Raw genomic sequence first — 24,013 nt, forward strand, 5'->3', positions numbered from 1 at the left:
TCGAGGAACCCCACATGTCCAAACTCTATGCCATCATTACCCGCGACAAGCCCGGCGCCACGGCCACACGCATCGAAAAACTGAAGGAGCATCTCGCGCATATCGAGGCGGGTCTCGACCGTCTTGCGGTCGCCGGTCCGTTGCGCGACGCGGATGGCAATTTCACGGGTTCGCTGCTCGTGGTGAAGGCGGAGAGCGAAGCGGAGGCACGCGCGCTGCTGGAAGCCGATCCCTATTTCAAGGCCGACATCTGGTCGGATATCGAAGTCCGCGCGTTCAACGCGGCAGCCGGCGACTGGGTCGGTGGCAAGACCTGGTAAGGAGGGCTGACAATGGCACGCATTGCGAGAATCGAGACCACGGGCGGCCCCGAGGTCATCGCCTTTCATGACGTCGACCTCCCCGCCCCGCGCGCGGGCGAGGTGCGCATCCGGCACACCGTGCTGGGGCTGAACTTCATCGACACCTATCACCGCCGTGGCATCTACCCCGTCGAACTGCCCGCCGAGCTGGGCGTCGAGGGTGTCGGCGTGGTCGAGGCGGTGGGCGAAGGCGTCACCGATTTCGCCCCCGGCCAGCGCGTCGGTTATTTCGGGCCCGAGCGCGGCGCCTATGCGAGCGAACGCAACATCGCCGCAGCCTCGCTCTTCCACATTCCCGACGATATCGACGATGAAACCGCCGCCGCCGCGCTGTTGAAGGGTTGCACTGTCGAATTCCTTGTCGAACGCTGCGCGAAGGTGCAGCCGGGCTGGCCCGTGCTCGTCCATGCCGCGGCGGGCGGCGTCGGCCTGATCCTCGTCCAGTGGCTGAAGGCCATCGGCGCGACGGTGATCGGCACCGTCAGCACCGAAGAGAAAGCCGCCGAGGCGCGCGCTGCGGGCGCCGATCATATCGTCTTCTATCAGAGCGAGGACACCGCCAGGCGCGTCCGCGAACTGACCGGCGACAAGGGCGTGCGCGTCGTGTTCGACGGCGTCGGCATGTCGACCTGGGAATCCTCGCTCGACAGTTGCGGGATTCGCGGCCTGATCGTGAACTATGGCAATGCCGACGCGCCCGTGGGCGGCGTCAATCTGGGCGTGCTCGCTATGAAGGGCTCGCTCTACAATTCGCGCCCCATGCTCTACCACTATTACGCCGAGCCAGCCGAACGCGCGGCGGGCGTCGCGCGGCTGTGGGAGATGCTGCGCACGGGCAAGGTGAAGGTCACCATCGGCCAGCGCTATGCGCTTGAGGATGTGGCGCAGGCGCATATCGATCTCGAGGGCCGCAAGACCACGGGCTCGACGGTCCTGCTGCCCTGAGGCGCGACGGTGCCGGCCTGAAGCCGGCACCATTCGCCTATACCCGGTCGGTCATTTTGGCGGCATAGATCAGCCGCCCCTGTCCCAGATGGTCGAAAACCTGCCGCAACTGGTTGTCGCCGACCGCGAAGCAGCCCTGGCTCCGGCCGAGCTTGCCCGTCCTGCCAATCATTGTCGGCTCAGCATACCAGGCGCCGTGCACCACGATGGCGCGCGCCAGCGCGTTGTCGTTGCTCCGATCGAGCCCGATCAGCCGCTGCGACCGGCCATGTTTACCAACATAATAGTCGCCGGTGAGATACGCGCCTTCGCTCGACGCGTTGGAACCGGGCACGTTGGAAAAACGCTCCAGCCAGCCGCTGTGGCCGGGATCGGATCCGCTGCCATGCGAGACGAGCAACGTGGTTGTCGCACCGCTCCCCAGATCGACGAGATGAAAGCGCGGCTGTGACGACGGCGATGCGAAATCGACGATGCCGATGCGATCGCGCTGGACGCGGCCGACATGCCGGTCGAGCGCGCCCTTGGCGGCGGCGAAAAGGTTCGGATGCACGCCCCTGGGCGCCAACGCGCCGTTCACCGGCGGTACGGGCGGCAATGGCGGGGTCACCGGTTCCTGCAGCAAAGTCTCCGCCGTCGCCGAGGCCGATGAGGAAACGAGCAGGGCTGAGCCCGCAGCCGCGATTGACGAGAGCAGAAAACTGCGGCGATCATAGTCCATAGGCATTGCGTATCCGTGTTGCGCCGATGAGCGGGCCAACTCATCCGTCAGCGGCCAATCCGGATATCGCGGCCGCACGGCGCATCGCCGCGCGACAAGAAATCAGGTTCATCCCGGCCCGGCTCTTGTCCGGCTTTCCATCTAGGAAGCCGATTGCGTAAGGTCTTGGCCGCGGCGTGCCGCAAAAGCACATAGTGTTGCGCGCCATGCGCGTGACGGGCATTGTCCTTAAGTCGCCGGTCCTTCGGAGTGCCTTATGCCCACGCCCGCCGCATCACGGCTTACCAACGAGGAATATCGCGAGGCGGTGGCGACCGTCGTCCGGCGCATCCAGCAACAACATGGCCTGAGCGATGGCGCATTTGCTGATCGGATCGGCTGTTCCGCGGGAACGATCAGGAATGCGCGCAACCGTACGACCAATCTCGACGGGGTGACGCTCGCCAACATCGAACGCATCTTCGGTCCCGGCGCGATCGACCCCTTCCTTGCGCTGGCTGGGGCGCGCGCTACGCCACTCGCGACGTCACCCGAAGCGGGCAATCCCACGCTGGACATCGTGGACGCGCTGCACCGGATCATCGAGACGCAGGATCCCCAAAGCGAGGGCGGCACACGCACCACCCCGCGCGAACTGCTGGCGATCCTCCAGCAGTTGCGCGATGCGCGCGGCGCCTTCGACGCGCTTATCCTGATTGCCGATCCCCCGCCGCTCAGCGACGAGCCGCCCTTCCGCCTGAAGCCGTACAAGCGAATGGCAATCGTCCGCACACAGGGCGGGCAGGTCACGCACAGCACGCTGCTGGAGGCCAGGACGGACGACACGACCCGGCCATCCTGAACTATCGGCGAAACGGCTGGGGCGTGCCGGGATTCAGCCTCCGATCTCGATCAACTCGATCAGTTCGTCCGCAAGCCCGCGCACGGTGGCCGTACGGCGCCCGCCATAGACCGGTCCCTCGCGGCGCACGGGCGGCGTGATGAAACTCACGTCGAGCGCATCGAGATTGTCGACCGCGAGCGTGATCATCGCGTTGCCCGGCGGCAGCATCTCGGGGTCGCCTTGGCGTACGGTCGCCTCGTCGGGATAATCGTCGACCTCGATGATCGGGAGACGCCCTTTCTGCACCATCGTGAGCGTCGTGCGATAGTCGCTGCCCAGCCCGAAGGCGTTGTTGATCATCGAATAGGCGAGCGTGTAGCTCGACGAGATGTCGAGCTTGAGCGCCTGTTCGAACCATTTCAGGCTCGCCTCGCGATCGGGGGTGGCCAGGATCACGATGAAGATGTGATCGGTGAGCGATCCCGCCTTGGGCAGGTCCGAGGTCGGCGTGTTCTCCGCCACCTCATTCAGATAGATCATTTCGCGCCCGCGCCCCGTCACCTGCATTGGGATGAAGTAGGGGAGTCCTTCCAACGCCTTGGGCGGGCCGACAATGTCGAAGCCGCTGCCCTGAAGTCGGTCGGGCCAGCCGAATACGTCCTTGACGGTCAGCTCATAGGCCGCCCAGCCATAGGTGCGCGTCGGCTTGAAGTCGTCGGGCAGCGGTGCCTCGACCAGCCGGATGAAGCAATGCGCACCGCTTTCAGGCTCCAGCGTCGCGAAGCGCGCGCCGGCACTTTTGGGGCACCCCCAGCTTGCGGCCAGATCGGCGTCGAGCGTCCCCTGTTCGACCAGCTTCAGGCTGAGACAGCCGTGATAATCGGCCAACGCCGCGTCGAGATCGGGGGTCGAGATCACCCCGCCCGCGATCCGGCCATGCGTCAGATAGTCAGTCATTTGTGCCTCCAACACCATCAAACCACCCGCTCATCCTGAGGAGAGGCTGAGCTTGACGAAGCCTCCTCTCGAAGGATCAAGCACCGTGCGTCCTTCGAGATGCCGTTTCGACTTCGCTCAACGGCTCCTCAGGATGAGCGGAGGATGCTGCCCTAACGAAACTCAGCCTTGCGCTTTTCGAGGAACGCCGAGACGCCCTCCTTGAAATCCTCGCCGGTGAAAGCCGACGCGAACAGCGCGTGCGTCTCGGCATTGTCATCAGCCTGACCGTCGAGGATGCGGCGGACGATCTTTTTGGTGTTGCGCACACTGTGCGACGAGGCGGTCGCGATCGTGCCCGCCAATGCTGTGGCGGCGGTAACTGGATCCTCGTCGAGTATCTCGATCAGCCCGATGCGCTGCGCCTCCTCGGCGGGCAGGAGTTGCGCGGTGAACAAAATGCGCTTGGCCTGTGCCGGGCCCACAAGATCGACGAGCAGCTTGGTGTCGTGCAGCGAATAGACGAGGCCGAGCTTCGCCGGCGTGATGCCGAAGCGCGCGCGCGGGGACGCGACGCGCAGGTCGCATGCAATCGAAAGCCCGCAGCCGCCGCCAACGCAATCGCCGTCGATCGCCGCGATCACCGGCTTTTCGGCGCGCGCCAGCTCGTGCTGCGCGCGGCGGATCGCATCCTGATTCTTCGCGCGCCATTCGGGGTCGAGCGCGCCTTCGCCGAACTCGGCAATGTCCGCGCCAGCGCAGAAGGTGCCTGCCTCGGCCGAGCGCAGGATCACGACCTTGATCGCATCATCCGCCATCGCATCGGCGAGCAGCTCGGGCAGCGCCTCCCACATCGCCTGCGTAAAGGCGTTGCGCTTGGCCGCGCGATCGATCAGCAAATGCGCGATCGCACCCTGTTTTTCGAGGCGGACGCTCATGCCGGATCGACCTTGGCGAGGTGCTGCGCGATCTGGTGGCGCGTAGTGATCCACACATCCTTCTTCGCGGTCACATGGCGGAAGAATTCCTCGAGCGCCCAGATACGGCCCGGGCGGCCAATGATGCGGAGGTGAAGGCCCAGCGACATCATCTTCGGATTGCCCGCCTCGCCCTCGCGATAAAGCTGGTCGAAGCAGTTCTTCGCATATTCCAGCCACTGCGTCGGCGTCATCGCAGGGTCGGTCCACATCTTCATGTCGTTGGAATCGAGCTGATAGGGCACGATCGCGATCGGCTTTCCGGGCACCGTCTGCTTATCCCAGAAAGGCACGTCGCCCGAATAATCGTCCATATGATAGGCGAAACCCTCCTCGATCAGCAGGCGCCGCGTATTGTCCGTATGGAAATAGCGGCTCAGCCAGCCATAGGGGCGCACGCCGACGGTCTTCTCGATCGAGGTCACCGCCTTGCGGATGAATTCGCGCTCCTGCGCCTCGTCCATCTTGAACTGGTGCACCCAGCGCCAGCCATGGCTGACGGGCTCATGCCCCAGCTCGGCGATGGCGGCGGCGATTTCGGGATGGTTTTCGAGGCTCAGCGCGGCAACGGTCCAGCTCGCCATGATGTTGTAATCACGGAGCAGCTTCACAACGCGCGGCGCGCCCGCCTTGATGCCATAGAGATAGTTGGACTCATTGCCGTAATTGCGGATCGGCGACTTGATATGGATGCCGAGCTCGTCAACGGGTTCCATGCCGCGGTCGCCTCGCGCCACGGTCATTTCCGACCCTTCCTCGACATTGACGACGACCGACAGCGCGAGCTTCGCGTCGTTGGGCCAGTCGATCCGTTCTTCCTGCATGTTCGCCAAATTCCTCATTCTGTCATTCCCGCGAAAGCGGGAATCCAGTTGCGCCGCTGTCGCCCGAAAATTCCGTGTCCATGGATCCCCGCTTTCGTGGGGATGACATGGAAGGGGCTCAGTGCATCTCCTCACCGCCCGAGACGTTCAGCGCCTCGCCGGTCACGTAAACTGCGTCGTCGGACGCCAGCCATGCGCAGGCGGCCGCGGTGTCGCTGCCAAGACCCGGGCGCCCCATCGGGTTCTTGCGCTTCAAGTTTTCGATGTATGCCTCGACACTGTCGAACCCGAGCAGCTTCGAGAAATATTCGTTCTGCTTCGCGCCGAGCCCGGTGGTGACATGGTTGGGGCAGACCGCGTTGACGGTGATGCCATATTGCCCCAGCTCGATCGCGTTGGAGCGCGTGAGGCCGACCATGCCGTGCTTGGAGCTGGTATAGGGTGCCATGTGCGGAAAGCCCGACTTGGCCGCCTGGCTCGCGATATTGATGATGCGTCCCCCCTTGCCGGCGGCGATCATCGCCTTCGCGGCCGCCTTGGTGCCGTAAAAGGCGCCCGACAGGTTGACGCCGATCACCGCTTCCCATTCGCTCGACGTCGTCTCCAGCAGCGGCTTCATGATATAGCCGATGCCCGCATTGTTGACCCAGATATCGAGCGATCCGAATGCCTCTATCGTCCTGGCGACCAAGGCTTCGCAGCTTTCCTCCGAACGCACGTCGCACGGGATCACCGCCACCTTCGCGCCGCGCTGGCGCAGCTCCGCGGCCACCGCCTCCATCTCGTCGGTGGTGCCGATGTCGCTCGCGCCCATATGCTCTGCAGGCTTGCCGAGATCGGAGACGACGCAATTCGCGCCCTCGTCGGCAAAGCGTTGCAGGATCGCCTGCCCCAACCCCTTGTCGCGGCCCGATCCGGTGACGACGATCGTCTTGCCTTGGAAGCGGCGCATCACAGCGTCTCGGTCAGGATGAACTGCGGATTGTCCGCGAACTGCTGGAATTCGGCGGCAACCTTCTGCACCGCTTCGCTCGACGCGTCGGCTCCGAAGGCCGCCATGTCGATGATGTCGATCACCTCGAAATAGGCATAGGGCGACGCCGCGTCGCTGCCGAGCACACCGGTTGCGCGGTGGACCTGGAAATCCTTGACCGAGGAAAGCGCGTTGACGCCGGGAATGTCGGTCGTCCGCGCCCAGTTTTCATAGGCCGCGGGATCGGCGTCGGGCTTCAGGTTGAACAGGACGATGATCCGCATTGGGCTCTCCTTATCTTCATTCACATCAAGGGGGACGGCACGAAACCGGCAAGGCCGGCGTCGAGCTTCTTGGCCAGCGCAATCAGCGCGGCCTCGCTATGGGGTGCGCCGACAAGCTGCACCGCGACGGGCAAATCGTCGTCGTCGAGCCCCGCCGGAATGCTGATCGCGGGCAGGCCGGCGATATTGGCGAAGGCCGTGAAGGCCGACTGGTTGGCGGGCGGTCGCGTGCTGTGCCGGAATGCCGCTTGCGGCGCAGTCGGCATCAGCAGCACGCCGTCGCTGCCCATGGCATCGCGTACGCGCGTCCGCGTCCGATCAATGATCGTCTCGGCACGCGCAACGTCCGCGTCGGAACGGCTGTCTGCATAGTCGAGCATGAATCGAAGTTCGTCTGACAGGCGATCGGCTGTTTCCGTGCGCGTGGCACCGAGATGGGTGATCAGTTCGCGCGCCGCGACGACGAAGCCTGCAAAGCGTACGTCCGCAGCAGTGTCATGTAGCGTGAGCGCCGTCCTGGGCATGTCCTCGAGCAACGCCAGCGCACGCCGATACGCATCGAGCACGGCGGGTTCGCAGTCGAGATCGTCGAAGCTGTCGAGCAACACCAGCCGGGTCAGCATCGATGTCGCCGGGGCGGGCTCCGCCAGAACCGCGAGCACGACTTCCAGATCGTCGATCGACCTTGCGATCGGACCGATGCTGTCGAGCCATTCGCTCAAGGGTACCAGACCCGCATCGGGGATCGTGCCATGCGTCGGCTTGATGCCGTAGACGCCGTTATAGGCCGCAGGAATGCGGACCGAGCCCATCGTGTCGGTGCCGAGCGACGCGACGCACAGCCCCGCGGACACCGCAGCCCCGCTGCCACCCGAAGAACCGCCGGGCGTATAGCCCTCGCGATGCGGATTGATCGTGCGCCCGAACCAGGCATTGTCGGTGGTCGCGCCCAGCGCGGCCTCATGCATGTTGAGCGTGCCGAGGATGATTGCGCCCGCTGCGCGCAGCCGCCTTACCGCCTCCGCATCTTCGGCCGCGGTGATCCCGCGCCGCGCTTCCATGCCCGCATTCCAGTCGAGCCCGCTAACCGCGATGTTCGCCTTCACCGCAACGGGCACGCCTTCGAGCGGCCGTGCAGTGCCGTCGGCTATCCGCCGGCCGCTTTCCTCGGCGGCCGCGCGCGCGCCGTCGCGATCGACCTCGACATAGGCATGGATCGCGGCGTCATGCGCGTCGATCCGCGCCAGATAATGTTCGACCACCGCAGCGGGCGTCGTCTCGCCCGCCGCATAGGCTGCACGCAGCCCGGATATGTCGAGCCGGTGCAATGGGATCACAGCTTGCGCTCGTCGATCAGCCGGATCGGCTTCTGGCGCACGTCGATCTGCGTCGCCGACGCGGTCTCGCCCACGCCCACGATCGCGATCGAGACTTCCACGCCCAGCCCCTGACGCAGCATCGCCGCGACCTGTGCCTCGTCGGTGCCGCCACGGCTTTCCAGCGTGACGCGCATATCGTCACGCCCCGCCGCGTCGCGCGACAGGTGGCAGACATATTCGCCCGTCAGGTCCGCGCGGTTCTCGATCAGCGCGCCGATCGCGTGCGGGAAGACGTTGATGCCGCGCAGCTTGACCATATTGTCGCTGCGGCCCTTGAAGCCCGCGATGCGCTTGAAGACCATGCCCGTCTGGTTGGCGCCGGTCAGTTCATGCGTGATGTCGTGCGTGTTGAAGCGGATGCAGGGCGCGATATCGTCCTTGAACAGGCAGGTGACGACCATGTCGCCCGTCTCGCCCGCGCCAACCGCAGCGCCGGTATCGACGTCAAGCAATTCGAGATACTGCGCGTCTTCCCAGACATAGAGGCCGTCGCGTTCAGGGCCTTCGCCCGCGATCGATCCGGTATCGCCCACGCCGTACCAGTCATAGGCCCTGGCCCCGCCCCATGCTTTTTCGACGCTGGCGCGATCCTCGGTGCCCAGATGGCCGCAGATCATCTTGATGTTGATCTTTTCCAGCAGCCCTTCGGCCTCGGCGACCTCGGCGAGCTTGCGGATATAGTCGATGAAACCGACCAGCACCGAGACGTTGAAATCCGCCATCAGCCCGACCTGGTTGATCGAGCGCGTCTCGATCCCCGTGCCCGCCGACAGGAAGATCGAGTTGGTGAAGTGCGTCACCGCCTCGCGGATATAGTGGCCGCCATTGATCATGCCGTGGCCATAGACCGACTGCACCACATCCGACGGGCTGACGCCCTGCCAGCGATACATGCGCCCGACGAGCAAATTGGTGATCTCGCGCCCCCTGGGGCCGAACAGCAACGCCTGCGGGCGACCGGTGGTGCCCGATGTGGTGTGGAAGATCGTCGGCGCGCGGTCCGCGCCGCCCAGTCCGCCGAAATCGCCATAGGGCGGATGATCGGCGATCGAGGCCATCAGGTCGGTCTTGTCGTAGACGGGGAGTTTTGTGATGTCCTCAAGCCCGCGAATATCGCCCGCCTCGATGCCCTTCGCACCCCAGAGCCGCTGGTAGAAGGGGATCTCCCAGCCGCGCTTCATCAGCTTCAGGAAGCGTTCGTTCTGGAGCGCGTGGAGTTCGTCGCGGCTCATCGCGGTGTAGCGCGCGGTGAACGCATCGCCCACCGGATAGTCCTGGAGCATCTGCTTGGCGTCAAAGGCTTCGAAATAGGTCGGGAAGGTCATGCTGGCTCCGGACGTGTGAAATAGGAAAGCGGATCTGAAAACAGGCGCGGATCGGGCTCGCTCGCGGCAAGTTCGCGCGCGAGGCTGCGTTTGGTGTCGGTCTGTGCGGGGCTCATCGCCGCCTGCGGATGGCCGAGCGTATTGGGGATGACGCGTTCGACGACCGAACCGTCAGTGCGCGTCACCACCAGCCTCTGCGGCGACAGCGCGTTGAGGTCGCCATTGCCGTCGAGCGTGATCGATAGCTTCGCCGCCAACGCGCCGATCGCGGGATCGGCGAAGGTGGCGGGCGTGAAGCGGCGCGGATCGATGCGGCGGTCAGTGAGCATCAGCGCGACGAGCAGCGGCAGGCACAGCCGCGCATAGGCGGGCGTCATGTCCGGTTTGAGCGGTCGCCCCACGAGCCGCTGGATCAGCGGGGGCACGAAAGCCTCGATCTTCGAAACCGACGTGGCATCGACCGCGCCTTCGCGCAGCAGCGTGTCGAGCGTCGCCAGCACCGCATGGCTCGCACGGCCCGACGGGAAGGGCTTGATACTAACCTCGGCGATCCGCCACACGCTGCCGAGCGCGTCGGCATAGACCGCAGGATCGCCCTCGTCGAACAGGCTGAAATAGCCGAAAGGCCCTTCGAGCGCATCGTGCGGGCCGGTCAGCCCCGCCTTCACGAGGTCGACCGCCGCGATCGCCGCACGCGCAGCGCCCGCGATCTGCAACGGCAGTGCGATCGAGCCCTCGACATGCGCCTGCATCGTCCCCGCGCATTGCGAATAAGCGAGCCCCAGCACGTCCTCGAAATTCTCGACCCGGTCGATCCGCGCCACCGCGAGCGCCGATCCGATGCAGCCGGCGGTTGCGGGGCGGAAGAAGCTAAGCGGCGTCGTCGCCGAAATGCCGAGGCCGCTTGCGATATCGACGCCCACCGCCAGCGCTGCGAGCGCCTCGTCAGGATCGCAGCCGCCGCGCCGGTCGATCGCCGCCATCACCGACGCGGTGACGGTCGAGAGCGCATGCACCACCGCGGGCTCGTGCACCGCGTCCCATTCGAGACAATGGATCTGGAAGGCGTTGACGAAGGCCGCGCCCGCTGCGGGCAGGCGGACATCGCGCGCGATTATGCGCGCATCATTCCCCTGCCCCCACCCCTGCGCGGCGGTCAGGACAGCATCGGCACCCGGCGCGGTTGATCCCGCAGCGCCCGTGGCCAGTGTATCGCCAAGCAGATGGATCGCTGCATCGCGCACCTCGGGCAGAAGTCGGTGTTCCGCGCGCGCGAAGTCGAGGATACGCCCTGTCGCGCTCACAGCCAGTCCTCCAAAAGCGCGGTGATGTCGGACACACGATCGCCTTCGAGCGTGATCCGGATCGCGTCCTCCATCGCGGCAGCGTCGACTCCGCCCCATGCCATGAGCGCGCGCGCCTTTTCGATCACGCCTTGTTCGGAAAGGGGGCGCTCAGGATCGCCAAGCGCATCAGCAAGCACGACCGCGCCCAGATCGGTCGAGACGCCCGCTCCGAAATGCACGGGATAGACGTTCGTGAATTGCTCGTCCTCGATGACGCTCACCAGCGCGCGCGTCTCGGCCAACGCCGCAATCGCTTCGGGCTCGAAGTCGGCGAGTTGCGGCACGCCGCGCTCCATCACGATCGCGATCGCATGCTGGAGAGAGAATTTCGCCTCGATCACGTTCGCCGGATCGGCCCGGTCGCAAAAGACCAGTGCGTCACGGTAGGTCGAAACCGTAACCGGCCCCTCAAGCGCGCCCTTCGCCTTCAGTTCAAGCGCGGCGTCGATCGCCGGATGCGCATGGCGGCATGCGCCCCAGGGCTTGAAGCTCACCTCGCCGATCCGCCATTCTTCGGGCAGGTCCAGTGGTTTGGGCGCGTCGCAGGTTGCGGCGAATAGCCCCTGCGGTCCCTCGAAGATGAGCCGCGGTCCGGTGACGCCCGCCACCGCCTGCCGCGCTGCCGCGCTGCCTGTCGTCATCGCATGCGCCAGATGCCATTGTTTGGCCATCACCGGCTCATGTCGCATCTGCCAGAAGCCGCCCGTTACCGACCCGGCCAGCCCAAGCGCCGAGACGAGTTGCGTCTCGCTCGCGCCGAGCCTGAATGCCGCCGCAGTCGCAGCGCCAAAGCCGCCGGCCGTCGCCGTGTTGTGCCAATAGGCATAGTGCCGGCCGTCGAGCATCGAACCGATCGCGATCATTGCGTCATAACCACGCACGCCCGCATCGAGCGCTTCGTCGAGCGAGTCTGTTCCGACGCCGAGTACGGTAGGCCAGATGACCGGCCCGGGGTGCAGGATGGCGGCACGGTGGACATCGTCCATTTCAAGCACGTTGCCAAGCCACGCGGCCTTGCCTGCCGCGTCCCCGCTCAATCGCCCCTGAATTCGGGCAATTTCCGAACGTCTTGCGCCCGCGACACAGCCAAGCCAGTCAAGCAGATGCAACCGCGATCTTGTCCGTACAATATTTTCTATCGGACGTTGCAGATGCTGTGCAAGCCGTTCGGTTACGCTATGATTGACCGCGCTCATCGGAAGAACTCCGAAGCGTAACGACTTGACAGGGGAGCGTAATTTTGTCGGCTGCAGTTCAGAAGGCCACGAGAAATGGCGGCAAGAAGCCGCGCTATCAGGAACTTGCCGAAGATTTGCGCGCGGGAATATTGCGCGGCGACTATCCCGATCCCGCGCACTTCCCCACCGAAAGCGTGTTGTGCGCACGCTACGGCGTCAGCCGCTTCACCGTCCGCGAGGCGCTGCGCTCGCTGCAGACCGAAGGCCTGATCCAGCGCAAACGCGGCTCGGGCACCGTGATCCAGCCTGCCTCGGCGCGCGGCGGCGCGCTGCACCAGCCGCTGTCCAACGTCGGCGAGATCCTTCAATATGCGCGCGACACGAAATATCTGTTCACCGCGCAGGGCACGACGCTGCTGCCCAGGAAGATGGCGGCGCACATAGCCGAACCTGTGAGTGGTCGCTGGTACCATTTCCGCGGCCTCAGAACGCGTCAGGGCCAGGCCGAGCCGATCGCGCTGACCGATGCCTATATCCACCCCGATCTCGAAACCGCTGCGCGCGAGATTCGTCCCAATGAGGACACGATCTTCCGTCAGCTCGAACGCCTCTCCGGCGTCAAGATCGCGCGTGTGACGCAGGACATACAGGCCGTTCCCGCCAGCGGCCCCGTCGCCGCCGAGCTGGGCGTTCCGCGCCGCAGCCCGTGCCTCCGGATCCTGCGCTGCTATCTCGACGCCACCGGGCGCATCATCGAGATTTCGGCGAGCCATCACCCCGGCGACCGCTTCGCCTACACCATGCATATCGAGGTCGATAACTGAGGCGTCAGCCATCGGCGCCGAGCTCCGGCGCCGCTTTGGGCTCCCATTGCCTATCGCTCGCAAAGCGGATCGGCGGCGCGATATGGTGCGCGCCGCCGACCTCAACCACGAGCCCCCGCTCGGCAATATGCGGCTCGGAAAATGCCTCGCGAAAATCGAGAACCGGCGAAAAGGCGACATCCTTGTCGGCGAACCATTCAACCCATTGATCGCGCGTCCGCCCGGCGAAGGTTTCGCGCAGGAACGCGATCAGCGGCGCCTGGGCTTCGCCCGGCGCTTCGCTGCCCAGCGGGATAAGGTCGGGCCGTTCGAGCGCGCCCAGCAGGTTGGCGACGAACTTCAGCTCGCGCCCGCCGAGCACGACATGCCGCGCGTCGGCGGTTTCATAGACATTGTAGAAGGCGGCACCACCCAGCGAACGCTGGCTGGCCGAGCGCGGTGGCTCACCACCGCCGATCGCTGCACCCGCGATGTGCGCGCACCAGGGGAGCATCGAATCGAACATGGCGATATCGACATAATCGCCCTTGCCGCTTTTTTCCCGGCCGATCAGCGCCATCAGCACCGCCGACAGAGCAGTCAGCCCAGCAGCCATGTCGGCTGAGGGCGCGCCCGGAACCACGGGCATGCCGTCGACACCGTCATTGACCGACAGAAAGCCCGCCACCGCCTGCACCGCCATGTCGTGGGCGGGATGATGCGCCAGCGCGCCGGTCTGCCCGAAGGCGGAGATCGAGCAATAGATGATGCGCGGGTTGCGCGCAGCGACGGCCTCATAGCCGAAGCCGAGTCGCGCGGTGACGCCGGGTCGAAAGCCCTCGACGAAGACATCGGCCTCGTCGATCAGCGCCCAGAGCGCCTCTCGCCCGGGATCGCTTTTGAGATCGAGCACGACGCTTTTCTTGCCGCGATTGAGATTGCGGAACCAGATCGACTGGCCCGCCTCGAAGGGCGCCTGATCGCGCGCGGGATCGCCCGCGGCAGGTTCCACCTTGATCACCGCGGCGCCCTGATCGGCCATCATGACCGAGAGCATCGGTCCCGGCAGGAACTGCGAGAGGTCGACGACCTTTATGCCCGAAAGCTTCCCCATCGGATCAGACGACGCCCTTTTCCCTGAATGCGGCGATTTCGTCCGCACCGAAACCGGCCTCGGCGAGCACCGCGTCGGTGTCAGCGCCAAGCAGCGGCGCCGCACGGTTGGGCAGCCGCTCGCCGTCCAGCCGGATCGGATTGGCGAGCACGCGCAACTGCTCGCGATCGGGATGCGATACGGTGTCGATCATGCCCGTCGTCTGCAGATACGGATTGTCGAGCGCCTGATCGAGCCCATAGACCGGCGAGACGGGCATGTGTCCGGCAAGCAGTTCGATCCAGTGCGCAACGGGCTGCTGGCTGAAGATGCCGTCGAGCACGTCGGTCAGCGCGCCCCGATTGGACAGCCTGTCGGCGGGCGTCACGAAGCGAGGATCGCCCGCCAGCTCGGGATGGCCGATCCGGCTGACGAGCACGTCCCAGAATTTGGGGAGCTGCGCCATCACGAACACCCAACCATCGGCCGCGCGGAACATCTGGCTCGGCGTGACCGAGGGATGCGCGGATCGCGGCACACGGGCGGTGACGTCCCCCTCGTTCATGTACCAGATCGCGGGATAGCTCATCTGGTGTACCGCCGCCGAAAGCAGGTCGACGTCGATGTCGCGGCCGATGCCCGAACGCTGCGCATCGACAAGTGCGCCGAGCAGCCCGATCGTCATGATCGTGCCCGTCATGAAGTCGACCAGCGACAGCCCCGCCCGCGTCGGCGGCGCATCGGGCTCGCCCGTCAGTGCCAGCCAGCCGGCCTCGGCCTGCATCAGATAGTCATAGCCCGGCCAGCGCGCGCGCTCATTATCGCGGCCATAGGCGGACAGATGCGCGCAGATGATCGCGGGATTGACGCCCTTCAATTGCGAATAGGTCAGCCCGATCCGGTCGGGCAGGTCGCCGCGCAGGTTGTTGACCATCGCATGGCTCGACGCCGCCAGCCGGTGCAGGATCTCCTTACCCGCGGGCGTGTTGAGATCGAGCGTCAGCGATCGCTTGTTGAGGTTGAAGCTCTGGAAATACAGGCTTTCGCCCTTGCGCAGATAGTGCGGGCCGACCGCGCGCGCGGTGTCGCCCGTCTTGGGCGGCTCGATCTTGATGACCTCGGCGCCCATCTGCGCAAGAAACATGGTGCCGTACGGGCCGGCACCATATTGTTCCGCAGAGAGTATCCGGAAACCGGCCAGTGGGAGCTGTGCCGTCACACCGGGTTCCTCTTGAGCCACTGCTTGGCGATGATCATCCGCTGCATCTCGTTGGTGCCCTCACCGATGCACATCAGCAATGCGTCGCGATAATAGCGTTCGATCTCATATTCCTTGGAGTAGCTGTAGCCGCCGAAGATGCGCATCGCCTCTTCGGAATTGCGGACCGCCGCCTCGGACGCGAAGAACTTGGCCATGCCCGCTTCCATGTCGCAGCGTTCGCCGCGGTCATAGGCCTGCGCCGCCTGCGAGACGAGCAGCCGCGATGCTTCCGCGCGCGTCACCATCTCGCCCAGCTTGAGCTGGATCGCCTGATGCTGCGCAATGGGCTTGCCCATCGTCTTGCGAATCTGCGCATATTCGGTCGCGAGGCGCAGCGAACCTTCGGCCAGGCCGACACCGCGCGCGGCGACGTTGATGCGGCCGAGCTCGAGCCCGCCGGTCGCCTGGAAAAAGCCCTCACCCTCGACCTCGCCGATCAGGTTTTCGGCGGGGATGCGGTAATTGTCGAAGATCAGCTCAGCGCTGTCGATGCCCTTGTAACCGAGCTTGTCGAACTTCTTGCCGACGGTGAAGCCGGGACCCTTGGGCGCGATGAAGAAGCTCATGCCCTTGTAGCGCGGCTCGGCCTTGGTGTCGGTCTTCACCAGCAGCGCGAAGCAGCTCCCCTGGATGCCGTTGGAGATCCAGGTCTTGGTGCCGTTGATGACATAGTCGTCACCATCGCGCACGGCCGTCGTCCGGACCGCCTGAAGGTCGGTGCCCGCATCGGGTTCGGTCAGCGCAAGCCCGCCGCGGATCTCGCCGCTGGCGAACTTGGGCAGCCATGTCTGCTTCTGCGCCTCGGTGCCGAAACGCTCGACCGCGGCCGCCATGATCAGGTGCGAATTGACGATGCCCGTGATCGCCATCCAGTAGGACGAGACGCGCGTGATGATCTTGGCATAGGTCGTGGCAGGCAATCCCAGCCCGCCATATTCCTGGCCGATGGTGGCGCCGAAGAGCCCCATTTCCTTCATCTGCTCGACGAGTTCGGCGGGCCAGATGTCGTTATGGTCGTGGTGCATGACGACGGGGCGCACGTCGCGATCGATCCAGCGATCGATCGAGTCGAGCAGCGCGGCCTCGTCATCGGGCTCGATGTGCCGTTGAACGTGTTCGGACATGTCGGTTCTTTTCCTTAATCGTCCGCGGGACCGAAGCCACGCTTCCAGATGAGCATGGTTCGGTTGAAGGTGCACACGATATCGCCGTGCTGGTTCTTGCCGATCGTCTTGACGGTGACGATGCCCTGTTCGGGCCGCGAGCTCGACTCGCGCTTTTCGAGCACCTCGCTTTCGGCATAGAGCGTGTCGCCGGGGAACATCGGCTTGGTCATCTTGATGTTGTCCCAGCCGAGATTGGCGACCGCCTTCTGGCTGAGGTCGGACACGCTCATGCCTACCATCAGCGCCACCGTGAGCGGCGAGCAGATCAGCGGCTTTTCAAACTCGGTCTTCTTGGCGAATTCATAGTCGAAATGCGCCGGGTGCGTGTTCATCGTCAGCAGCGTGAACCACACATTGTCGGTGTCGGTGATGGTGCGGCCGGGGCGATGCTCATAGATGTGGCCCACCACGAAATCCTCGTAATAGCGCCCGAAAGATTCACGGAAGCGTCCGGGGCTGACTTCGATCACACCGTCACGCATCTTGCTTGCTCCGCATTGCCAATATCCTTTGATAACGCCGCATGATCGGTGCTTCGAGCATGCGGCCATTGAAACGAACCGCGGCCCCACCGGCCGCGTCGAAAACCCTTTGTGCCTCTTCCGCCTCGGCGATCTGCTCGGCCGTCGGACGGAATGTCGCGTTGATCGTGTCCACCTGCGCGGGGTGGATCGCCGCCTTGCCCGTGAATCCCAGCGCCTTGGCGGCCTCCGTTTCGGAACGCAGCCCTTCGGCATCGTCGAGCGCGATGAAGGGCACGTCGATCGCGGGAATCCCCGCGCCTGCACATGCCATCACGAAGGCGCCGCGCGCCGATCGCAACGGCTCCCAGGCCAGCGCCACGCCGAGTTCGGCGGCAAAATCGCCACCGCCGAACATCATCGCAGCAACGCAGGGCGCCCCCGCGATCTCGTGTGCGGCCCTGAGCCCCTTCACCGTTTCGATCAGTGGCACGACGCCCGGCGTTCGTTCGCCAAGCACCGATGCGATGATCGCGATCTGCGCCGCACTCTCGACCATCGGAACGAAGATCAGCGCGGGGAGCACCGCGGCATCGGCGAGCGCGAGCAGATCCTCGAGGCCCGCGCGCGTCGTCATGCCGTTGATGCGGAGGATGAGCCGCGGATCGCCTTCTGCGATCGCTGCGATCGCCGCGGTGCGCGCATCGGCCTTGCCCGATTCGGGAACCGAATCCTCAAGGTCGATGCACACCATATCGGCGCTCGTGGCGAGCGCCTTGCCGTAGCGTTCGGGCTTAGAGCCCGGCACAAACAACATCGATGAAAGGCCAATGGCCGCGTTCACTTGCAAACCTCCCTGTTTACGCCCTAAAGAATTTGTCCGGACAACTTATAAGTCAAGCGCAAAAGCGCTGATCCGTGTTTTTCCGTCAGAAAGGCTTCACCGCGCCGAGGTAGGAGGTGACAATCAGCAGGCCATAAACGATGAAAACCCAGATGCGGGTGCGGTCCATGGTCCGGCGAAGTGGCACCTCGGTCTCGTCGCTCGACCCTTCCTTGAGCAGCCGTGCGAGCTGCGGGCCCACGGGCTTGAAGGCGACGTCGATCATGATCGCGGCTACGAAGATCAGGCCGAACAGCAGCGCCTTGGCGGCGAGCCACTTCTCGGCGAGCGGCGCGCCGGTGGCGAGCGAAACTGCGCCCAGCCCGAGATAGCCGAGCGTGATCGCGTTCTTCAGCCAGAACTCGATTCGCCGGTTGCGCGCGGCGCGCGGCGTCATGTCGTGAAAATGCGCATCCCAGACCAGCCAGAGCCAGATCAACCCTGCCGCCCAGGCGCCCGCAAGCACGAGTCCCGGCACCGCCCAGAAACCGCCCAGCGTCACCACCGAAAGCGACACGGGAACCATCAGCGCCCAAGCCGTCCGCGGCGTCATGTCGATCAGCACGAGCAGCTTCAGCAGCGCGATTCGCTGGTCAAGCGTATAGAGATGGCGCTTGCGGAAATGTTGCCCGGCAAGGAATACGCCAACATCGCCGCCCAGCCACAACACAAACAGAAACAAGTGAAAATAGACGAGGCTTGGATAGGCCAGATCGCTCAATGTCATCGCAAATTTCTCCCGTGGGCCCGAGGCCGCTTGACAGTGTGACAGTTACATGAAAATTTGTCCGGACAAATCACAAAAAACGTCCGCAGGCAGAACAGCCAAATCCGGAACCCCGAGGGAGAATTACATGAAACGCCTTCTGCTTGTCGCGACCACCGCGCTGTCGGCGAGCCTTGCGGTTGCACCGCTCCACGCCCAGACTGCCGACGCCGAAACGCCCGCCGCGGAAGCGGAAGAATCGACGGGCGGCATCGAGGATATCGTCGTCACGGCGCAGCGGCGCTCGGAAAGCCTTCAGGACGTGCCGATCGCGGTTTCGGCGTTCTCGGCGGATCAGCTCCGCAGCCAGGGCGTGTCCAACACGCTCGAGCTCGGCCGCTTCGTCCCCAACCTCGTCTCGATGAACAACACGGGCATCGGTTCGGCAAACGCCTTCTACCTGCGCGGCCTCGGCAATACCGAGACGATCCCGACCTTCGACCCGCCCGTCGGCACCTATGTCGACGACATCTATCTCAGCCGCCAGAACGCCAACAACATCAACCTGTTCGACGTCGAGCGCGTCGAGGTGCTGCGCGGTCCGCAGGGCACGTTGTTCGGCCGCAACACCACGGGCGGCGCAGTCAACGTCATCCTGAAGGAACCCGGCAAGGAATTCGGCGGCTTCGCCGAAATCGGCTATGGCCGCTACGACAAGAAGATCGCGCGCGGCTCGGTCGACATTCCGCTCGCGGAGAGCTTCGCGATCAAAGTCAGCGGCTATTGGCAGGATGACGACGGCTATGTGAAGAACGTCACCACCGGCCAGCGCCTCAACGACGATGACGGCTGGGGCGCGCGCCTCGGCATTCGCGGCGAGTTGAGCCCCTCGGTCCGCTGGAACGGCTCCTATGCGCACATTGTCGCCAATGGCGAGAACATCCTGAACTTCCAGTGCAACCCGGCGGATCCCACCGATTGCAAGGGCCGTTTTGCCACCACCGGCATTCCCTCGGGCAAAAGCGCGGCGGATTCGCCCTTCGCAACACTCCCGATCAGCGGTCGCAAGAAGACCTTCCTGATGGGCAACTATACGACCACCGATCTGGTCACCTCGAACCTCGAACTCGACGTCGCCGAGAACACCTCGGTCAGCCTGATCACCGGCTTCATCAGCCAGGATCAGCAATATGCGATCGACTTCTTTGACGGCCGCAGCGGCCCCTCGCTCGCCAACCCGACGCCGCCCGTCCGGGGCTTTGCGCGCGGCGGCTTCTCGATCCTCAACGACAGCCAGCATGAGCAGTTCAGCCAGGAAATCAAAGTCAACGGCAGCCTGGGCGACGGCCTGATCGATTATGTCGCGGGCGCCTATTATCTGGTCGAGGAAAACCGCACCGACTTCGCGGATACCTTCACGCTCTCGCCCGCGACGACGCTGGTCCTCGCCGACCGCATCCTGCGCAACAAGACCGAGGCGCTGGCCGGCTATGCGCAGGTCGACGTCAATGTCACCGAGCAGCTCAAGCTGACCGCCGGCGTGCGCTACACCGACGAAACCAAGACGGTGAGCGTCAACGACAACCGCGCGAGCTGCAACGACGGCACGCTCGAGCCCACCTGCATGGACACCGTCAATCTGATCGGACCTTCGGGTCTCAGGGTGCCCGACAAGCTCAAGGCCAAGCTGTGGACGCCGCGTTTCGCGGTCAACTACAAGGCGACCGACGACATTCTGCTCTTCGCCTCGGCGACGCGCGGCTTCAAGTCGGGCGGCTGGAACGCGCGCGCCACCGCGGCCAATGCCTTCCTGCCCTTCGGTCCCGAAAAGGTCTGGAGCTACGAGACGGGGATCAAGTCGGACTGGTTGGACCGCCGCGTGCGCGCCAACCTGACCTTCTTCTACACCGATGTCAGCGATGTCCAGACTCCGTCGGCGCTGGTTTCGCCCAGTGGCGCGGCCACCTTCATCACGCGCAACTTCGCCGACATGACCAACAAGGGCGTCGAGGCCGAACTTACCTTCGTGCCCGTCGATGGGCTCAATCTCTATGTCAATGCGGGCTATCAGGACGCCAAGTTCAAGATCGACCGCGACGCGCCCGATCTCGATGAATATGGCATCATGTCTGTCGCGGCACAGCAGCGCGCGTGCCAGGCGCTGCTCGCTGTGGGCAATATCCCCGGCGGCACCGGCACAACCGCGTCCTGCGGCGCGGGCATCGTGACGCCTGAGGGAGAGATCGCTGATCCGACGCGTACGCCCAAATGGACCATCGCGTTCGGTGGCAGCTACGAGCTCGAACTGGGCAGCAGCGGCATGTCGCTGGTGCCGTCGATCAACGCGAGCTATCGTAGCAAGCAGGAAACCAACGCGGCCAACTACACCATCTATTCGGGTTCGATCACGGGCACCAACGGCACTTTTCCCGCGAACCCCTTTGATGGTGACATCATCACGGGTTCGTTCTCGCCGGCCGCCTGGTTCGTCAACGCCAACCTGGCGCTGAACGGGGCAGACAAGAAATGGCAGCTCTCGATTGCCTGCACCAACTGCTTCAACGAGACCGCCGCCAACACCTCGCTGGTGAACACGCGCTATATCGACCAGCCCATGACGTGGATGGCGCGCGCGCGGTACAGCTTCTAGAAACCTGATCACAGGGGTTGTGGCAGGGTGCCGCAACCCCCTCTGACCATCAGGATCATATTATGTCGCGTACTGGCACCGTATCACAAGGAAACCCCCTGCGCATGACGATGGCAACGGGCGCGCGCTCTGAATTCAAGCTGGGCGCGAAGCCGCTGGCGGCGGCGTTGATCGGTGTGGCGTGCGGCGCATCGCCGCTGCCCTTTAATGTGCTGCCGCTCGTCATGGGACCCATCAGTTCCGAATTCGGTTGGGATTTCGCTGCGGTCAGCGCGGGCGTTACCGTTTTCGGCATCATCGCCGCACTGCTCGCGCCCGTTTATGGCGCGCTGTCGGATCGCTTCGGTGTCCGCCCCGTCGTGCTCTGGTCGCTCTTCCTTTTCGGGCTCGTCTTCGGGTCCTTCTATTTCCTCCCCACCTCCAAGACGGGCTATCTGTTCTTCTGGGCGGTGCTTGGCGCGATCGGCATCGGTTCGACCCCGGTCACCTGGAGCCGCGCGATCAGCATGTGGTTCAACAAGCATCGCGGGCTTGCGCTCGGCATCATGCTGCTCGGCACCAGCCTCGCCGCGATGGTCGTGCCGCAGATCGCGCAAAAGGCGATCTCCGCGGGCGGCTGGCGAATGGCCTTCCCCGTCGTCGCGCTGCTCCCGCTCATTGTCGCCATTCCGCTCGCTTTTCTCTGGTTCCGCGAGCCGCGGCCCGAGGAATGTCCCGAAGGCGTCGCCGACGCCAGCGGTGCGATCTTCGGCATTACGCTCAGGGAAGCGGTCAGAGGCTATCGTTTCTGGGTACTTCTCACCTCGATCCTGCTGACCGCCTTCGCCTATGGCGGCGCGCATATCCATATCGCGCAGATCGTCGGCCTGCACGGCTTCTCGGCCGAGGTCGCTGCCAGCGTACTCGGCGTCGTCGCGATCGGTATCCTAACCGGACGCCTGCTCGTCGGCTTCCTGTTCGATCGCTTCTGGGCGCCCGGCGTCGCCTTCCCCGCGCTGCTGCTACCTGCCATCGCGTGCTGGCTGCTGATGGGCACCGACGCCACGCTCAGCCATGTCATCATCGGCGGCTTCCTGCTCGGCTTCGCCGCGGGCACCGAGTCCGACGTCATCGCCTATCTCGCCGCCAAATATTTCGGCATGGCGCATTATGGCCGCATCTACGGCGTGCTCTACATGCCCTTCGCGATCGGCTCGGCCATCTCGCCCATCATGTACGGCATCGTGCGCGATCGCACCGGCAGCTATGATCTTATCCTGGTCGTCGCGATGGGCATGTTCGCGGTCGGCGGCGCGCTGCTGCTCGCGCTGGGCCGTTATCCCGATCCCAAGGCACTTCCTTCAGGACATTGACATGGCAACGCTTGCCCCCACCAACGACACCGCGCTTGCCGTGATAGGCGCCGCGGTCGGCGCTGAGGCGCTGATCACCGACGCCGCTGAACTACGTTATTACTCGCAGGACGTGTTCAGCAACGGCCCCGTCGCGCTCGCAGTCTTCCGCCCGACCGATACGCAAATGCTCGCACGCGGCGTCGCGGCTGCGACCGCGCAGGGTATCGCCATCGTCCCGCGCGGCGGCGGCATGAGCTATACCAGCGGCTATCTTCCCGACGAAGCGGGCGCGCTACTGGTCGATACGGGTTCGATGAACCGCATCCTCGACATCAATGAAGAGGACATGACGGTCACCGTCGAGTCCGGCTGCACCTGGGACAAGCTCCAGAAGACGCTCAAGCCCAAGGGGCTGCGCGCGCTTGCCTGGGGCACGCTTTCGGGGATCAACGCCACCGTCGGCGGCGGCATGAGCCAGAACGGCGTATTCTGGGGCGCTTCTGGCGGCACCGTGGTTGACGCTGCATTGAGCTTCGAGGTTGTTCTGGCGGACGGCAGCATCGTCTCGACGGGCAGCAATTTCTTCCGTCCCTTCGGCCCCGACATCACCGGGCTGTTCGCGGCCGATTGCGGCGCGCTCGGCGTCAAGGCGACGATCACGCTCAAGCTCGTGCGCGAAGGCACCGCCTTTGCCTATGGCTCCTTCTCCTTCCCCGACCCCGCCGCCTTTTTTGGCGCGATGAGCGAAGTCGCGCGCGAAGGGCTCGCCTCGGAAAGCTTCGGCTTCGACCCCTACCTCCAGTCGCAGCGCATGAAGCGCGACAGCCTGACCAAGGACGCCAAATCGCTCGTCAACATGATGAAGGCGCAGGGCTCGGTGCTGAAGGCGCTGAAGGAGGGCGCGAAGGTGGTGGCCGCCGGCCGCTCGTTCCTCGACGACGTCCCCTTCTCGCTCCATCTGATCGCCGAAGGGCGCTACCAGAGCGCGGTCGACGCCGACATGAAAGCGATCGAGTCGATCGCGCTGAAGCATGGCGGCAAGGCGATCGAGAACACCATCCCCAAAATCCTGCGCGCCAATCCCTTTCCGCCGGTCAACTCGATGGTCGGTCCCGAAGGCGAGCGCTGGGTGCCCGTCCACGGCTTTCTGCCGCACAGCCGGCTGGTCGAAGGCTGGAACCGCATCCAGGCGCTGTTCGACGGCAACAAGGCAGAAATGGAGGCGCATGGCGTCGCCGCGGGCGCGATGCTCGCCGCGGTCAGCCGTTCGACCTGCCTGATCGAGCCGGTCTTCTTCTGGCCCGACGCGCTTGAGGGTATTCACTGCCGCTCGCTCGAGGCGGACCACCTCGCCAAACTCAACCGCTTCCCGCCCAACGCGGAATCGCGCGCGGTGGTCGATCGCCTCCGCGCCGAAATCGTCCGCATCTTCCGCGAACTGGAGGCGACGCATCTCCAGGTCGCGCGCACCTACCCCCTCGAAGAAGCGAGCAATCCGCACGCCTGGGCGATGCTGAAGGCCGTGAAGCAGACCGTCGATCCCCGGGGGCTGATGAACCCCGGCAGCTTGGGGCTTTGAGGCG

Annotated in this window: 23 protein-coding genes; 7 read left to right on the forward strand and 16 right to left on the reverse strand. The window is 64.7% G+C overall.

Going from position 1 to position 24,013, the window contains the following annotated elements; translation table 11 throughout:
• The first annotated feature begins 14 nt into the window (after positions 1 to 14).
• Both D3876_RS05840 and D3876_RS05845 read left to right on the forward strand, forming a co-directional pair.
• The gene (locus D3876_RS05840) at positions 15 to 320 is read left to right on the forward strand and encodes a YciI family protein (protein ID WP_119760271.1); all 306 of its coding nucleotides are present in this window, start codon (positions 15 to 17) and stop codon (positions 318 to 320) included.
• A 12-nt stretch (positions 321 to 332) separates the two neighbouring features.
• Positions 333 to 1,307, forward strand: a complete 975-nt coding sequence (locus D3876_RS05845; RefSeq protein ID WP_119760273.1) for a quinone oxidoreductase family protein — start codon at positions 333 to 335, stop codon at positions 1,305 to 1,307.
• Positions 1,308 to 1,344: 37 nt separating this feature from the next.
• On the opposite strand, the gene D3876_RS05850 is transcribed toward D3876_RS05845, so the two are convergent.
• Entirely contained in the window at positions 1,345 to 2,028 is a 684-nt protein-coding gene (locus tag D3876_RS05850; RefSeq protein ID WP_119760274.1) for a murein L,D-transpeptidase catalytic domain family protein, read from the reverse strand.
• 256 nt (positions 2,029 to 2,284) lie between these two features.
• On the opposite strand from D3876_RS05850, the gene D3876_RS05855 reads away from it, so the two are divergent.
• Positions 2,285 to 2,869, forward strand: a complete 585-nt coding sequence (locus tag D3876_RS05855; protein ID WP_119760276.1) for an XRE family transcriptional regulator — start codon at positions 2,285 to 2,287, stop codon at positions 2,867 to 2,869.
• A 33-nt stretch (positions 2,870 to 2,902) separates the two neighbouring features.
• Here the strand turns inward: D3876_RS05855 and D3876_RS05860 are convergent, their stop codons facing one another.
• From D3876_RS05860 to D3876_RS05900, 9 genes are all read right to left on the reverse strand, one after another.
• Complete coding sequence (locus D3876_RS05860; RefSeq protein WP_119760277.1) at positions 2,903 to 3,808, reverse strand: VOC family protein; 906 nt, start codon at positions 3,806 to 3,808, stop codon at positions 2,903 to 2,905.
• Positions 3,809 to 3,960: 152 nt separating this feature from the next.
• Positions 3,961 to 4,725 (reverse strand): enoyl-CoA hydratase/isomerase family protein, encoded by a 765-nt coding sequence (locus D3876_RS05865; RefSeq protein WP_119760279.1) that lies wholly within the window; start codon positions 4,723 to 4,725, stop codon positions 3,961 to 3,963.
• Positions 4,722 to 5,606 (reverse strand): polysaccharide deacetylase family protein, encoded by an 885-nt coding sequence (locus D3876_RS05870; RefSeq protein ID WP_238475262.1) that lies wholly within the window; start codon positions 5,604 to 5,606, stop codon positions 4,722 to 4,724. The genes D3876_RS05865 and D3876_RS05870 overlap by 4 nt, the downstream gene beginning before the upstream one ends.
• Positions 5,607 to 5,706: 100 nt before the next feature.
• A complete protein-coding gene (locus D3876_RS05875; protein WP_119760283.1) occupies positions 5,707 to 6,540 on the reverse strand; it encodes an SDR family NAD(P)-dependent oxidoreductase in 834 nt (277 codons plus the stop codon).
• Positions 6,540 to 6,845: an REDY-like protein HapK gene (locus tag D3876_RS05880; protein ID WP_119760285.1), complete on the reverse strand. Its 306-nt coding sequence runs from the start codon at positions 6,843 to 6,845 to the stop codon at positions 6,540 to 6,542. The genes D3876_RS05875 and D3876_RS05880 overlap by 1 nt, the downstream gene beginning before the upstream one ends.
• Positions 6,846 to 6,865: 20 nt before the next feature.
• The gene (locus D3876_RS05885; protein ID WP_119760287.1) at positions 6,866 to 8,182 is read right to left on the reverse strand and encodes an amidase; all 1,317 of its coding nucleotides are present in this window, start codon (positions 8,180 to 8,182) and stop codon (positions 6,866 to 6,868) included.
• Complete coding sequence (locus D3876_RS05890) at positions 8,179 to 9,549, reverse strand: phenylacetate--CoA ligase family protein (protein WP_119760289.1); 1,371 nt, start codon at positions 9,547 to 9,549, stop codon at positions 8,179 to 8,181. Before D3876_RS05890 ends, D3876_RS05885 begins: the two co-directional genes overlap by 4 nt.
• A complete protein-coding gene (locus D3876_RS05895) occupies positions 9,546 to 10,853 on the reverse strand; it encodes an MmgE/PrpD family protein (protein WP_119760291.1) in 1,308 nt (435 codons plus the stop codon). The genes D3876_RS05890 and D3876_RS05895 overlap by 4 nt, the downstream gene beginning before the upstream one ends.
• Positions 10,850 to 11,932, reverse strand: a complete 1,083-nt coding sequence (locus tag D3876_RS05900; protein WP_182911886.1) for an MmgE/PrpD family protein — start codon at positions 11,930 to 11,932, stop codon at positions 10,850 to 10,852. The genes D3876_RS05895 and D3876_RS05900 overlap by 4 nt, the downstream gene beginning before the upstream one ends.
• Positions 11,933 to 12,135: 203 nt before the next feature.
• Here D3876_RS05900 and D3876_RS05905 point away from each other — a divergent pair, with 203 nt between their 5' ends.
• Complete coding sequence (locus D3876_RS05905; RefSeq protein ID WP_119760294.1) at positions 12,136 to 12,897, forward strand: GntR family transcriptional regulator; 762 nt, start codon at positions 12,136 to 12,138, stop codon at positions 12,895 to 12,897.
• A 4-nt stretch (positions 12,898 to 12,901) separates the two neighbouring features.
• Here D3876_RS05905 and D3876_RS05910 read toward each other — a convergent pair whose 3' ends face one another.
• From D3876_RS05910 to D3876_RS05935, 6 genes are all read right to left on the reverse strand, one after another.
• Entirely contained in the window at positions 12,902 to 13,990 is a 1,089-nt protein-coding gene (locus D3876_RS05910; protein ID WP_119760295.1) for a CaiB/BaiF CoA transferase family protein, read from the reverse strand.
• A 4-nt stretch (positions 13,991 to 13,994) separates the two neighbouring features.
• Entirely contained in the window at positions 13,995 to 15,188 is a 1,194-nt protein-coding gene (locus tag D3876_RS05915; protein WP_119760297.1) for a CaiB/BaiF CoA transferase family protein, read from the reverse strand.
• A complete protein-coding gene (locus tag D3876_RS05920; protein ID WP_119760298.1) occupies positions 15,185 to 16,354 on the reverse strand; it encodes an acyl-CoA dehydrogenase family protein in 1,170 nt (389 codons plus the stop codon). The genes D3876_RS05915 and D3876_RS05920 overlap by 4 nt, the downstream gene beginning before the upstream one ends.
• Before the next feature lie 14 nt (positions 16,355 to 16,368).
• Positions 16,369 to 16,878, reverse strand: coding sequence for a MaoC family dehydratase (locus D3876_RS05925; protein WP_119760300.1), 510 nt, complete (start codon positions 16,876 to 16,878; stop codon positions 16,369 to 16,371).
• The gene (locus D3876_RS05930; protein WP_238475263.1) at positions 16,871 to 17,701 is read right to left on the reverse strand and encodes an HpcH/HpaI aldolase/citrate lyase family protein; all 831 of its coding nucleotides are present in this window, start codon (positions 17,699 to 17,701) and stop codon (positions 16,871 to 16,873) included. Before D3876_RS05930 ends, D3876_RS05925 begins: the two co-directional genes overlap by 8 nt.
• An 85-nt stretch (positions 17,702 to 17,786) precedes the next feature.
• Complete coding sequence (locus D3876_RS05935; RefSeq protein ID WP_119760302.1) at positions 17,787 to 18,467, reverse strand: hypothetical protein; 681 nt, start codon at positions 18,465 to 18,467, stop codon at positions 17,787 to 17,789.
• Positions 18,468 to 18,594: 127 nt separating this feature from the next.
• Here D3876_RS05935 and D3876_RS05940 point away from each other — a divergent pair, with 127 nt between their 5' ends.
• The 3 genes from D3876_RS05940 to D3876_RS05950 all read left to right on the forward strand — a co-directional run bounded on the left by D3876_RS05940 (position 18,595) and on the right by D3876_RS05950 (position 24,009).
• Entirely contained in the window at positions 18,595 to 21,096 is a 2,502-nt protein-coding gene (locus tag D3876_RS05940) for a TonB-dependent receptor (protein WP_119760304.1), read from the forward strand.
• Between the two features lie 104 nt (positions 21,097 to 21,200).
• The gene (locus D3876_RS05945; RefSeq protein ID WP_220475417.1) at positions 21,201 to 22,448 is read left to right on the forward strand and encodes an MFS transporter; all 1,248 of its coding nucleotides are present in this window, start codon (positions 21,201 to 21,203) and stop codon (positions 22,446 to 22,448) included.
• A 1-nt stretch (position 22,449) separates the two neighbouring features.
• Positions 22,450 to 24,009 carry an FAD-binding oxidoreductase gene (locus D3876_RS05950; protein ID WP_119760305.1) on the forward strand — a complete coding sequence of 520 codons (1,560 nt, stop codon included), beginning with the start codon at positions 22,450 to 22,452 and terminating at the stop codon, positions 24,007 to 24,009.
• Positions 24,010 to 24,013 lie beyond the last annotated feature (4 nt).

Origin of the sequence: Sphingomonas cavernae (assembly GCF_003590775.1) — a bacterium.
In the GTDB taxonomy this organism is placed as follows: domain Bacteria; phylum Pseudomonadota; class Alphaproteobacteria; order Sphingomonadales; family Sphingomonadaceae; genus Sphingobium_A; species Sphingobium_A cavernae.

What these genes read in the sequence shown, in the direction of transcription:
- D3876_RS05840 (WP_119760271.1), top strand. Translation starts at nt 15, where the DNA reads ATGTCCAAACTCTATGCCATCATTACCCGCGACAAGCCCGGCGCCACG.
- D3876_RS05845 (WP_119760273.1), top strand. Translation starts at nt 333, where the DNA reads ATGGCACGCATTGCGAGAATCGAGACCACGGGCGGCCCCGAGGTCATC.
- D3876_RS05850 (WP_119760274.1), bottom strand. Translation starts at nt 2,028, where the DNA reads ATGGACTATGATCGCCGCAGTTTTCTGCTCTCGTCAATCGCGGCTGCG.
- D3876_RS05855 (WP_119760276.1), top strand. Translation starts at nt 2,285, where the DNA reads ATGCCCACGCCCGCCGCATCACGGCTTACCAACGAGGAATATCGCGAG.
- D3876_RS05860 (WP_119760277.1), bottom strand. Translation starts at nt 3,808, where the DNA reads ATGACTGACTATCTGACGCATGGCCGGATCGCGGGCGGGGTGATCTCG.
- D3876_RS05865 (WP_119760279.1), bottom strand. Translation starts at nt 4,725, where the DNA reads ATGAGCGTCCGCCTCGAAAAACAGGGTGCGATCGCGCATTTGCTGATC.
- D3876_RS05870 (WP_238475262.1), bottom strand. Translation starts at nt 5,606, where the DNA reads ATGAGGAATTTGGCGAACATGCAGGAAGAACGGATCGACTGGCCCAAC.
- D3876_RS05875 (WP_119760283.1), bottom strand. Translation starts at nt 6,540, where the DNA reads ATGCGCCGCTTCCAAGGCAAGACGATCGTCGTCACCGGATCGGGCCGC.
- D3876_RS05880 (WP_119760285.1), bottom strand. Translation starts at nt 6,845, where the DNA reads ATGCGGATCATCGTCCTGTTCAACCTGAAGCCCGACGCCGATCCCGCG.
- D3876_RS05890 (WP_119760289.1), bottom strand. Translation starts at nt 9,549, where the DNA reads ATGACCTTCCCGACCTATTTCGAAGCCTTTGACGCCAAGCAGATGCTC.
- D3876_RS05910 (WP_119760295.1), bottom strand. Translation starts at nt 13,990, where the DNA reads ATGGGGAAGCTTTCGGGCATAAAGGTCGTCGACCTCTCGCAGTTCCTG.
- D3876_RS05920 (WP_119760298.1), bottom strand. Translation starts at nt 16,354, where the DNA reads ATGTCCGAACACGTTCAACGGCACATCGAGCCCGATGACGAGGCCGCG.
- D3876_RS05925 (WP_119760300.1), bottom strand. Translation starts at nt 16,878, where the DNA reads ATGCGTGACGGTGTGATCGAAGTCAGCCCCGGACGCTTCCGTGAATCT.
- D3876_RS05935 (WP_119760302.1), bottom strand. Translation starts at nt 18,467, where the DNA reads ATGACATTGAGCGATCTGGCCTATCCAAGCCTCGTCTATTTTCACTTG.
- D3876_RS05940 (WP_119760304.1), top strand. Translation starts at nt 18,595, where the DNA reads ATGAAACGCCTTCTGCTTGTCGCGACCACCGCGCTGTCGGCGAGCCTT.
- D3876_RS05945 (WP_220475417.1), top strand. Translation starts at nt 21,201, where the DNA reads ATGACGATGGCAACGGGCGCGCGCTCTGAATTCAAGCTGGGCGCGAAG.
- D3876_RS05950 (WP_119760305.1), top strand. Translation starts at nt 22,450, where the DNA reads ATGGCAACGCTTGCCCCCACCAACGACACCGCGCTTGCCGTGATAGGC.